Annotated in this window: 11 protein-coding genes; 6 read left to right on the plus strand and 5 right to left on the minus strand. The window is 27.8% G+C overall.

The window, feature by feature from the left end; genetic code table 11:
• Positions 1 to 120: 120 nt before the first annotated feature.
• Both HMPREF0202_RS00365 and HMPREF0202_RS00370 read left to right on the plus strand, forming a co-directional pair.
• The gene (locus tag HMPREF0202_RS00365) at positions 121 to 1,653 is read left to right on the plus strand and encodes an AbgT family transporter (protein WP_040405921.1); all 1,533 of its coding nucleotides are present in this window, start codon (positions 121 to 123) and stop codon (positions 1,651 to 1,653) included.
• Positions 1,654 to 1,705: 52 nt separating this feature from the next.
• Complete coding sequence (locus tag HMPREF0202_RS00370; protein WP_023049755.1) at positions 1,706 to 2,410, plus strand: alpha/beta hydrolase; 705 nt, start codon at positions 1,706 to 1,708, stop codon at positions 2,408 to 2,410.
• Between the two features lie 19 nt (positions 2,411 to 2,429).
• Here the strand turns inward: HMPREF0202_RS00370 and HMPREF0202_RS00375 are convergent, their stop codons facing one another.
• From HMPREF0202_RS00375 to HMPREF0202_RS00390, 4 genes are all read right to left on the minus strand, one after another.
• Positions 2,430 to 3,722 carry an NCS2 family permease gene (locus tag HMPREF0202_RS00375; RefSeq protein WP_023049756.1) on the minus strand — a complete coding sequence of 431 codons (1,293 nt, stop codon included), beginning with the start codon at positions 3,720 to 3,722 and terminating at the stop codon, positions 2,430 to 2,432.
• 167 nt (positions 3,723 to 3,889) lie between these two features.
• Entirely contained in the window at positions 3,890 to 4,969 is a 1,080-nt protein-coding gene (locus tag HMPREF0202_RS00380; protein ID WP_023049757.1) for an SEC-C metal-binding domain-containing protein, read from the minus strand.
• Positions 4,970 to 5,043: 74 nt separating this feature from the next.
• Complete coding sequence (sfsA, locus tag HMPREF0202_RS00385; protein ID WP_023049758.1) at positions 5,044 to 5,766, minus strand: DNA/RNA nuclease SfsA; 723 nt, start codon at positions 5,764 to 5,766, stop codon at positions 5,044 to 5,046.
• Between the two features lie 67 nt (positions 5,767 to 5,833).
• The gene (locus HMPREF0202_RS00390; protein ID WP_023049759.1) at positions 5,834 to 6,013 is read right to left on the minus strand and encodes a ferredoxin family protein; all 180 of its coding nucleotides are present in this window, start codon (positions 6,011 to 6,013) and stop codon (positions 5,834 to 5,836) included.
• Between the two features lie 191 nt (positions 6,014 to 6,204).
• Between HMPREF0202_RS00390 and yfcE the strand changes: the two genes are divergently transcribed.
• On the plus strand, positions 6,205 to 6,750 hold the full coding sequence (yfcE, locus tag HMPREF0202_RS00395) for a phosphodiesterase (protein WP_040405924.1): 546 nt from the start codon (positions 6,205 to 6,207) through the stop codon (positions 6,748 to 6,750).
• A gap of 27 nt (positions 6,751 to 6,777) precedes the next feature.
• On the opposite strand, the gene lon is transcribed toward yfcE, so the two are convergent.
• A complete protein-coding gene (lon, locus tag HMPREF0202_RS00400) occupies positions 6,778 to 9,159 on the minus strand; it encodes an endopeptidase La (RefSeq protein ID WP_023049761.1) in 2,382 nt (793 codons plus the stop codon).
• A 159-nt stretch (positions 9,160 to 9,318) separates the two neighbouring features.
• Between lon and HMPREF0202_RS00405 the strand changes: the two genes are divergently transcribed.
• The 3 genes from HMPREF0202_RS00405 to HMPREF0202_RS15690 form a co-directional block, all read left to right on the plus strand.
• Positions 9,319 to 10,830: a Ppx/GppA family phosphatase gene (locus tag HMPREF0202_RS00405; protein WP_023049762.1), complete on the plus strand. Its 1,512-nt coding sequence runs from the start codon at positions 9,319 to 9,321 to the stop codon at positions 10,828 to 10,830.
• Between the two features lie 16 nt (positions 10,831 to 10,846).
• Complete coding sequence (locus tag HMPREF0202_RS00410) at positions 10,847 to 12,373, plus strand: HD domain-containing protein (RefSeq protein ID WP_023049763.1); 1,527 nt, start codon at positions 10,847 to 10,849, stop codon at positions 12,371 to 12,373.
• The coding region (locus tag HMPREF0202_RS15690; protein WP_023049764.1) for a hypothetical protein at positions 12,370 to 12,455 on the plus strand (86 nt) is incomplete at its 3' end. The genes HMPREF0202_RS00410 and HMPREF0202_RS15690, both read left to right, overlap by 4 nt.

Consider the following 12,455-nt stretch of genomic DNA (forward strand, 5'->3'; position numbering starts at 1 on the left):
AAAATATATAAAATTAATCTTGTTAATTTTATATAAAATATGGTATCCTTTATCTATAGTAGAAAGTTTATTAATCATTTTATAATAAAATGAAAATAAATTATCAATATGGAGGGGAAAATGGAAGCTGAATTAAAAAAGAACGAACTTAATAACAAGAGTTTTATTGACAAATTCTTGAACATAATTGAAAAGGGAGGAAATGCCCTACCACATCCAGCTACACTTTTTGCAATATTAGCTGTAGTAGTTATTATTATATCTGGAATAGGTGGAGCTTTAGGTTGGTCTGTTGATTTTGTTGGAATCAATAGTAAAACAATGAAGACAGAGGAGATGGTTATATCAACAAAATCTCTAATGACTAAAGAGGGAGTAAATTATATATTTACATCTATGGTTAAAAACTTTACTGGATTTGCACCTTTAGGGACAGTACTTGTAGCAATAATTGGAATAGGTATTGCTGAAAGATCTGGATTAATGGCAGCAATATTAAAAAAAGTTGCATTATCTACACCTAAAAAATTAGTAACTGTTATGGTTATTTTCTTAGGAATTATGTCAAACGTAGCATCAGATGCAGGATACGTTGTATTACCACCATTGGCAGCATTAATCTTCTTGTCATTTGGAAGACATCCAATTGCTGGATTAGCGGCAGCATTTGCTGGAGTTTCTGGAGGATTCTCAGCTAACTTGTTAATTGGAACAATTGATCCACTTTTAGGAGGTATATCAACGGAAGCTGCAAAAATACTTGATCCAACTTATGAGGTTTTACCAACAGCAAACTGGTACTTTATGATGGCATCAACATTTGTAATTGCTTTCTTAGGAACTTTAATTAATGATAAAATAGTAGAACCAAGATTAGGGAAATATACAGGAGATGAAGCTATTGATTTCCAAGAAGTTACTGTTGAAGAGAAAAAAGCTTTAAGATCAGCTGGAATGGCTACAGTAGTTATGTTAGTTTTATTAGTACCAATTTATTTTGCATTAGGTAAAAACTTCTTAGGAAGTGGATTGGTACCAATAATCGTAATTTTCTTCGCACTTCCAGGATTAGCTTATGGTAAATCTATTGGAACAATAAAAAATGATTCAGATGTAATGGGTATGCTTACTAAATCAATGCAAGGAATGGCTGGATATATAGTTTTAGTATTCTTCGCAGCGCAATTTATAGCATATTTTGGATATACAAACTTAGGGACAATTTTAGCTGTAAAAGGAGCAGACTTCTTAGAAACAGCTGGAATTGGTGGGATTCCATTAGTAATCGGATTTATATTAATCGTAGGATTCTTAAATCTATTTATGGGATCAGCTTCAGCTAAGTGGGCTATATTAGCACCAGTATTTATTCCGATGTTAATGAGAATAGGATACTCACCAGAGTTTACTCAGTTAGCTTATAGAATAGGAGATTCAAGTACAAATATAATTTCTCCTTTAATGTCATATTTTGCAATGATAATTGTATTTATGCAAAAATATGATAAGAAAGCTTCTTTAGGAACATTGATATCAGTAATGCTTCCTTACTCAATAACATTCTTAATTGGATGGTCAATTTTCTTAGCAGCTTGGATGTTAAGTGGATTCCCAATTGGACCAGAGGTACAAATACTACTAAAAGGAATGTAATATCTTAAGGCTTGATTAATTTCAAGCCTTTTATTATTTATAGAGGTGAAAAATGAAAAAAAATATAATTTTAATACATGGAGCGGGTGTTGGGGGATGGGTTTTTAGAGATATAGAAAAGATATTAAAACTTTATGGTAATAATGTATATTGTCCAAGTCTATCAGGAATAGGAGATAGAAAAAAAATTCTAGAAAATAAAATTAATTTGACTACTTATGCAAAAGAGGTAGAACATCTAATATTAGAAAATAATTTAGATAATATATACTTAATTGGACACTCTTTTGGAGGCGCAGTAGTATCAGCTGTAGTAGAATTAGTTCCTGAAAGAATAAAATATCAAATATATATTGATAGTTTTTTTCTAGAAGATAACGAAAGTATTTTAACTTTATTTGGAGAAAAAAGAGAAGGTGAGTTATATGAAATATGTAAAAATGAAGGAGAGGATAAATACTTACCTAAAAGATTATTTGGAAAGGAGCATCCGCTAATAAAAGATATGCCTTTTAATCCATATAAGGAAAAAGTTAAATTTAAAGGAAATGGAAAAAAAATTCCAGGAGCTTATATAGATTGTTTAGATAGTACTGGATTTGAGCATTTAGAAAAACCTAAAAAAATTATGAAGAAAAGAGTAGAAAAAAGAAAGTGGAAGTATATAACGTTAGACTCTGATCATGTTCCAATGACAAAATCACCAGCTAGGGAAAAATTAATTGAAATATTACTTGAATTAATAAAAGACAACTAAAAATAGCTGTCTTTTACTTTTATACAATTAGACTTAGAACTGATAAAGCTCCTATAAAGATAAGAGTAGGATTTAATTTTTTAAAATCTCCAGTTCCAGCATGGATAATTATATAAGATATGAAACCAAATGCTAGTCCAGTGCTGATACTATAAGTTAATGGCATCATTAATATTGTAACAAAAGATGGAAAAAGAGTTTTATAATCTTTCCAATCTAGTTCATAAATATTTTTAAACATATAAACTCCAACGATAATAAGAGCTGGTGATGTTGCAAATGATGGAACAATAGAAACTAAAGGGGTAAAGAATAATGCAACTATAAAGAAAAGAGAAGTTACAACTGAAGCTAATCCAGTTCTAGCACCAGCAGCAATTCCAGCAGCTGTTTCTGAAAGAGTAGTAACAGTACTTGTTCCTAGAACTGCACCGATTATAGTAGAAGTAACATCTGCGTATAGCATTTTTCCAAGATCTTTAACTTTTCCATTTTTATCTGCTAGTCCAATCTCCTTAGAGCATGCAATTAAAGTTCCAAGTGAATCAAAAAGATCAACAAACATAAAAGAAAAAGCTGGGCCTAATAAAGATAATTTAAGAGCACCCATAATATCTAATTTAAAAGCTATTGGTGCAATACTAGGTGGCATAGATACAATAGAGTTAGGCATTATAGTATCACCAGTGAATAGACCTATAACAGTAGATGAAATTATACCTATTAATATTCCACCTTTAACTTTTTTTATTTCTAATATAATTGCAATAAAAAGACCAATAACTCCAATTAAAATTTGTGAGTTAAATCTTGCTAAACCAATAATTGTTGCTGGATTAGAAGAAACAATTCCTAAAGTTTTTAGACCAATAAAAGCGATAAAAAGACCAATTCCTCCAGTCACAGATATTTTTAAGCAAAGTGGAATAGCATTTGCAATTTTTTCTCTAATTCCTCCAATTGATAAAAAGAAGAAAAATACACCAGAAAGAAAAACAATACCTAAAGCTGTTTCCCAAGGAATACCTCTTCCAATAACAAGAGAATAAGTAAAAAATGCATTTAAACCCATACCTGGTGCTAAAGCAAAAGGTGCATTAGCTAAAAGGGCAGATATAAGAGTTCCAATTGCTGCTGAAATAATGGTAACAGTAATAAGGGCTCCTTTATCCATTCCAGATTCACTAAGAATAGCAGGATTGATAAAAATAATATAAGCCATAGTTAGAAAAGTAGTAGTTCCTCCAATAATCTCATGTTTGATGCTACTATGCCTTTCTTGGATTTTAAAAAAATTGTTTAAAAAATTCATACAAAACTCCTTTATTTTTCTGTATATTATACATAAAAAATACATTAAAATGAAGAAAAAAATAAATTCTTGACAAAATCTTACAAATACTATACTATTAAAGTATAGAAATTAACTAAAACCAAATATAATTGAATAAAAAAATAGGAGCTTAGCTCCTATTTTTTTTATTTTCCACAACATTTTTTATATTTTTTTCCTGATCCACATGGACAGTTTTCATTTCTACCAACTTTATTAACTACTCTTGGTGGTTGATTTTCACCAAAAACTTCAACATATGAATGTCCTTTTAGAGTCCAAAGAGGTAAAGACTTAGAAATTTTAGTTACAAGAGCTGTAAATATAGATTCAGAATTAGAATTATCAAATTTAATTCTAGTTTTACTATCAGAAACAATCTCTTCTATAGGTAGATTATTTTTTAATCTATCAATTATTGTTGTAATTTCAAATCCAATTTGAGCTCCTTGCATTTTGTGAGACATTAGAAGGGCAATTAAATCAGCAACTTCTTGAGTTTTTTCAATGAAGAAGTAATTCCAATAGTTTTTGTACTCATCATTTGTTAATATTTTGTACTCTAAACCATCATATTTAATTGTTTCATGTAAAATATCAACAGGTTCAGAAACAGAATCAGCTACTAAATAGATAGTTTTGCTTCCAGAATCTTCTAATTTTGATATAAATACATTTAAAATCCATCTACAATCAATAAAAGCATGAATTTTCTCTAAAGTAATATCTTTAAATGTAGGAAGTAAAAGTTCTAATAATTTATGCTCATCAATAACACCATAGAATCTAATCATTCCTAAAATTAGCATCTCAAGTTCCTGATAAGAGTCAATTAAAACTTTATTCTCTTCTTTTTGAGAAATAGAATTTATAGTTTCAATAAACCATGTTGAGATAAGGTAGTGGTTATTGTCTTTTTCTTTTATAACATTTTTAGATATAAATCCAAAACTTTGTAACGGTAATAAAAATTCCTCATATTCAAAGAAATCTTGTTCGCTAACTTGGTTTTTCTCAACATTAAATTGAGAAAGTAAAGATATAGTATCCTTAGAAAAAATTTCTAAAAAAGCTGAAGTATTATTTTCATAAGCTTCTGTAACCTTTTCTATAATTTTTCCTTTAACAGTACTTTTAGCAATTTTTATATTAAATTTAGCTAAGATTTTAAAAAGATCATCTTTAAGTAAACTATTTAAAGATTCAATTAAAAATTTGTCTTCCACAGTGACCTCCAAACATTTTTATTACTATTATATCATAAAAATATGAAAATACAAAAATGTATAGAAATCTATATTTAGAAGTTATTTTTATGAGGAATGATTTTAATTTTTTTATGTTTAAAGAAAATTTCGCCATTGATAAAAGAAAATTGTAGAGGATAGACTTCAACCCCTTCTTCAATTGCTTTATAAAATGTTTTGTAAAAAATTGGATCAGTTTCATAATTAGGAACAAAAAAATCAGAATCTCTCAAAATAATAAGTATAACAGCAGCACGATGACCAGATTTTTTAATTTCAATTAGCTCATTTAAGTGTTTAGTTGCTCTTACACTTGGAGCATCTGGGAAAGTAGCGATTTTATTTTTAGAAAGAGATACTCCTTTAGTTTCGATATATATCTTTTCTCCATTTTTTTCAATTAAATAGTCTAATCTGCTATTACCAAATTTAACTTCAGGTTTTATAAAATCTATTTTTCCAAAGATAGAAATATCCTCATTTTTAAAATAATTGTCGGTGATATATCTATGAATAGATGAATTAATTAAAATTTCTTCATTATCATCTGCACAAGCGGCAATAACGTCCCATAAAGTTTTTCGATTCTCGATATTTTTTGCTTTTCTTAAAAAAACTTGATTTCCAGGAAAAAGAAGTTCTTTAATTCTTCCTGAATCATGAACATGAGCAGTAATTATCTCATTATTATTAAGCTCTAGTGATGCTGTAAATCGATTAGGTCTATCTATAAATTTTCCAATTTCATCAATATTAACTTTGTAAATAAGTTTCATTAAGCCCCCTTTAATATAAATATATAATAAAAAAGAGATCAATTTCTTGATCTCTTATTGTAAGTTATTACTCAGCTGGAGCGATACACTCAACAGGACAAGCACCTGCACAAGCACCACAATCAATACATTGATCCTCGTCGATTCTTCTTTTTCCTCCATCAACCTCTGAAATGCAGCTAACAGGACAGATTGCCTCGCAAGTTCCGCATCCGATACAGATATCTTCGTTAATTCTATGAGCCATGATAACCTCCTAAAATAATTTTAATTAAGTATAAATATACAACTTTAATGTATACTCGACAGAAGTATACCATTTTAATATTAAAAAGGCAACTCTTTTCTAAAAGTATTATTAAAAAGAAAATAATAAATTCCTTTTTTTTTCTAGAAAATTGATATATAATGAAAAAAAATATTTTAAGGAGATTAGCTATGAAAATTTTTGTAATGTCAGATATTCATGGATCAAGTTATTTCTTAAAAAAAGCGTTAGAAGCTTATAAAAAAGAAGAAGCTAAATATATATTAATATTAGGTGATGAATTATATCACGGACCAAGAAATCCATTGCCATTGGAATATAATCCAAAAGAAGTTGCAGATATACTAAATAATTATAAGGATAAAATAATTGCAGTTAGAGGAAATTGTGATAGCGAAGTAGATCAAATGATGTTACAATATCCAATTTTAGGAGATTATTCTACGATTTTTTTTAAAGAGAAGAGAATTTTTGTAACACATGGTCATGTATATAGTGAAGAAAATTTGCCTAATATTTGTGAAGGAGATATATTTATGTATGGACATACTCATCTACCAGTAGCATATGAAAAAGATGGTATATATAGATTAAATCCAGGTTCTATATCTTTACCAAAAGGTGGAAATGTAAATAGTTATGGAATTTTAGAGGATAACTACTTTTGTATAAAAAGTTTAGATGGTGATATTATAAAAGAGATTGAAATAAAGTAAAAAGGAATGCATTGAAGCATTCCTTTTCTATTTTTTTATAGTGTAATTAATAACATCAGTGAAATAATCAACATAATTAACTGTAATACCAGTTTTTAAAAAATCTGGAAGTCTATCAAAATCTTTTTTATTATCTTTAGGAAGAAGTAGTTCAAAGATACCAACCCTTCTAGCAGCGATAGTTTTTTCTCGAACTCCTCCAATAGGTAAAACTTTACCAGTTAAAGTTAATTCTCCAGTCATGGCAATACCTTTTCTAATAGGAGTATTAGTAGCTAAAGAGTAAAGAGCTAAAGCCATTGTGATACCAGCAGATGGGCCATCTTTAGGAGTAGCACCTTCAGGTACATGTAGATGAACTCTATTTTTATCAAAAAATTCTTTTGCTTCAGCAGGAAGAGTGTTATCCTTAGCGAGTAATGATCTAATATATGAATATGCAATCTCTGCTGATTCTTTCATAACATCTCCCAATTGCCCTGTTAGCTTTAATCCACTCTCTTTATTACTGATACTAGCTGCTTCAATATATAGTGTTGCACCACCCATAGAAGTCCATGCCAATCCAAGAGTAACTCCTGGAATTTCATTTTGGTAAAGTTCTTCTGTAGTAAAAATTGGAACTCCTAAATAAGATTCGACATTATTTTCGTTTATTCTAACTTTTTCCTTATTACCTTCAGCAATTTTCAGATTTACTTTTCTCATAATTTTTCGAATACATTTATCCAAAGTTCTAACTCCAGCTTCTCTAGCATATTTATCTATTATAAATTTTAGAGCATTTTTACTTATCGTAATCTCTTTATTATCCAAAGCGTGAGCTTTAAGTTGTTGAGGAATTAAGTATTTTTGAGCTATTTGTAATTTTTCTTCAAGTATATAGCCTGATAAATGAATGATTTCCATTCTATCAAGTAATGGTCTTGGAATTGTATCTAGTTGATTTGCAGTTGTAACAAAAAGAATTTTTGATAAATCATATCTTATATCTAAGTAGTGATCTAAAAAATCCTTATTTTGTTCTGGATCTAAAACTTCTAATAAAGCAGAAGCGGGATCTCCTCTAAAACTATTTCCAATTTTATCTATTTCATCAATCATAATAACAGGATTTGATGTTTGTACAAGCTTTAAAGCTTGAATAATTTTTCCAGGCATAGCTCCAATGTATGTTCTTCTATGCCCTTTGATTTCAGCTTCATCAACCATACCACCAACAGAGAAACGATAAAATTTTCTATTTAATGATTCTGCTATTGATTTACCAATTGATGTTTTTCCAACTCCTGGAGGTCCGACTAAACAAAGAATGGATCCATTAACATTTCCAGTTTTTATAACTGTACTTACAAATTCTAAAATACTATTTTTTATATCTTCAAGACCATAGTGATCCCGATCTAAAATTGTTTTAGCCTTCTTTATATCCAATCTATCTTTTGAAAAAACGCCCCATGGAAGTTCAACAATAGACTCAATATATGTTCGAGCTACATGATATTCAGGAGAACCTTGATCAAGTAGAGAAAGTTTTTCAAGTTGTTCATCAACTATCTTTTCAGCTTCTGGAGATAGATGAATATGATTTATTTTATCTACAATTTTATCAATAACTGCTGATTTTTCATCTTTTTCTAATCCAAGTTCCTGTTTTATTAATTTTAGCTGTTCTCTTAAAAAATATTCTTTTTGTTGCTTACTAACTTTATCTTCGATTTGTTTAGAAATTTTAGCTTGAAGTTGGGAGATTTCTAATTCTTTTTTCAGCATCGTTAAAAGTCTTTGTGAACGATTAACTATACTAAACTCTTCTAAAAGTTCTTGGAGATCCTTTGCTTCAGCTTTTAGCATTGAAGAAACAAAATCTATAAAAATACTAGGATGGTCATATGATGCTTGGGAAACTAAGAGTTTTAACTCCTCTTTTAGTATAGGATTAACTTCAAAAATTTCCTTTAAAGATGTCATAATGGCAAGCATATAAGCTTTAAGTTCAACGGATGAATCAGTTGTTTCTCTATTATATTTTACTTTCCAACACAATCTAGAATTTCCAGGGACAACTTTTTTCTTTTTAAATCTTTCTACACCAAAAACAATAGCTTGAACAGAATCTTGGGAGATAGATGTAACTTTATTAATTTTAACAACAGTTCCAACATCATATAAAGTTGAGTTGAAGTAATCATTATCATCAATATCTTTCACAAAAACTAAACCGATGAAACCGTTATAGTGTTCCTCTGCATCTTTTATTGCTTGTAAAAAATCCTCTCCTGTGAAAGCGATTGGAGTTAGAATATTTGGGAAAATAGGTCTTATTACAAGAGGTAAAATTGGAATATCTTCTGGTAACAAATCCCTTATATTAACAAGATCAGTAGAATTATTATTTGTACTAGTCATAGCCTCCTCCTTTTGTTTCCGTTATTATAATTAGAGTACATATAAATGCCTATATTTCCTTTTATAAATTAAAAATAAAAGTTGAAATTTATTTTGAAAAGGAAGAGAGATAAAAAAGCAGTAAATCCTTAAAAATACAAAAGTTTTGGAGGAGTTAAAATGATTTTAAGAAAAAGAATTTGCGTTATGGATATTGGTTCTAACTCTATTAGAATGGTTATATATGAAATTACTCCGAATAAATCTTTTATTCCAATAGAGGATATAAAGGAAACCGTTAGATTAGGAGAGGGGATAAACGATAAAAAAGAGTTAAAGGATGAAAAAATAAAATTAGCATTAAAAACAATACAATTATTTAAAAAAGTATGTTTAAAAAATAACGTAGATGAAATTGTAGCTTTTGGAACGGCGGCTTTAAGAATTGCTACAAATGGAGAATATCTATTAAAAGAAATATTAAAAACAACAGGAATAGATGTAATTGTTTTTAAAGGTGAGGATGAAGCATATTTTTCTTTTGAAGGAGCAATAAACACATTAGATATAAAAGATGGAGTTGTAATTGACTTGGGTGGATCAAGTTTAGAAATAGTTCACTTTGAAAATAGAGAAGCTTTAGAGAGAGTAAGTTTAAATTTTGGAGCAGTAACTTTATCAGAAATTGCAAATTTAAAAGATAAATTAAGTAAAAAAGATGAAGAGACATTAAGAGAGTTTATACAAAACCAACTTAAAATAGTTCAGTGGAAAGATAAAATAAAAGATTTACCTTTAATAGGGGTAGGAGGAACAGTTAGAAATATTGGAGGAGTAAATCTATATATGAATAACTATCCTTTGGAGTTATTACATAATTATAAGGTAAGTGTTGATGGTGTAAAAGAAGTGGTAAACTTTTTAAAAGATAAAGACTATAAAGAGAAACAAGATGTACAAGGATTATCAAAAGCGAGAGCTGATGTTTTTATAGGGGCAGCGATAGCAGTAGAAGAGGTATTAACATATTTCTCTTTAAAAGAGTTAATAATTAGTGGCTATGGAATAAGAGAGGGAGTTTTGTATGAAAGACTCAGTGAATGTGGGAAAGTTATTCAAGATCCTTTTGAAGATGGTTTTAGAGAGATATTGGAAATTTTGGATATTAATACAATAATAAAAGAAAAACAATATAAAATTTTTAAAAAAATATGCTTATCATTGGATGGAGAATATAAGCTTAAAGGAATAAATGAAAAAATAATAAAGATAGTGACGTATTTATATGATATAGGAAAGAGTATTAATTTTGTAAATTATCCATTGCACTCAGCTTATATGATATTAAATTTGGGAGTAAAAGGTATTGAGCAAAAAGAACTTGTAGCCTCAGCATTAATTGTAGCTAGAGGAAATAAAAAATATAAAGGGTTAGAAAAATATAAGGAGATGTTTAAAGATAGTGAAATAGATGAATTAATGATGCTTTCTAAAATATTGAATATGACAAATATATTTTATGATGATTTATTATTGGAAGATGAAAATTTTGAAATAGAAATTACAAAAGATGAGATTATATTTTTTATTAAAGATAAAGATGAAGAGGACTTAAAAATTATTGATTTGTTTATATCTCAGAAAAAATTTATAAATACTTTTGATAAAAAATTGAAGTTTAAAATGAAATAAATAGAATGGAGAGGATATGGGGACTTATACAGTAATAGAGATTAATTCAACTTTTATAGAGATGAAAATATATGAAAAAAAAGAAAATGGATATAAAGTTTTAGAAAAAGTTACAGAAGATATTAATCTTTTCAAAGAGATTAAAGACAAGGATGAAATTTCTCTGGAAAAAATGAGGAAATTATGTGAGATATTAAAAAAAATGGATAACTTATCTAGAGATTATGGAACTACAGAAAAGAAAATTATATTTAGTGAGTTTTTTAAAACAATAACTAACTTTCCAATGGTTCTAGATCAAATAAAGCTAAAAGTAAATTTACCTGTAGAAAGTATAGATTTAAGTGAAAAAACATATTACTCTATAAAAAAATTAATTCATTTGGAAAAAGAGGTTTTTTCAAAAAAAGAGAGCAGATTATTTTTTAATTTAAAATCTTTTAGTTCAGGGGTATATCTATTTTATAAAGGAGAGTTATCTATAAATGAGCATATAAATTTAGGGACAGAAAAGTTATATTTAATACTTGAAGAAAATAATATAAATTCAAAGAAGGCTTTTGATTTTATTTGTGATTATATGGAAAGTTATGTTGAGTTCATAAGAAGAGATGTAGGAAGAAAGATTATAAAAAAACTTATTTTAGAAGGAGAATTAGAAGAAAAACTTTTAAAATTAATTTTTGGAAAAAAGGATTTAAAAAATTTAACATTAAGTGAATTAAAAGAAAAAATAAAGTTTTTACAAGAGCATTCATACAATGAAATTTCTACAAAATATAAGTGTAGTGTGCCTACTGCAAAATTAATGGTTATATCAATCTGTTTAATTATAAGTTTTGCTGATTATTTTGAAGTAAAAGAGATTAAATTTTTAGATTTTAATATAAAAGATTTATGTGCATTAGAGAAATTTTATCCTGAAATTAGATACTCTTTTGAAGAAACATTATGGAAAATAACATTAGATTCAGTTATAGATTTAGGTGAAAAATTTGATTTTGATAGAGAACATTCAGAGTTTGTAAAAAATATAGGTATAAAATTATTAGATAAATTGAAAGGGTATCATTCTTTAGGATTAAAAGATTATAAATATTTTATAATAGCAGCCTATTTACATGATATAGGAAAAGCAATAGATTTTGAAAATCATAGTAAGCATTCAGCGTATATACTTGAAAATACAACAATATTTGGTTTGAATAGAGAGATGATTGAAAAAATAGCCTTTATAGTTAGAGCTCATACGTCAAATACAAAGTTAGAATCACTTTATAACTATGGATTTAAAGGTGAAGAGTTAATAAAACTATTAAAAATTATAGCAATTATTAAAATAGCAACATCTTTAGATAGAGGGAAAAAAAGAAGATTATATAATGAAAAAATAAATTTAACTAAAACTAATTTAATAATAGAGATGGATACAAAAGAAGATTTTTATATGGAGAAAAGTAGTTTTGAGAAACAGTCAAAACTTTTTAAATATCTTTTTGACTTAGATATAGAGCTTAAAATAAATAGGAGGTTTGGAGAATGAGTACCTATACTGGAAAGGACTTTTACAACAGAGAGATAAGTTGGATAGAGTTTAATAAAAGAGTACTCTCTGAAGCAGAGGC

This window comes from Cetobacterium somerae ATCC BAA-474 (assembly GCF_000479045.1).
GTDB classification, from domain to species: domain Bacteria; phylum Fusobacteriota; class Fusobacteriia; order Fusobacteriales; family Fusobacteriaceae; genus Cetobacterium_A; species Cetobacterium_A somerae.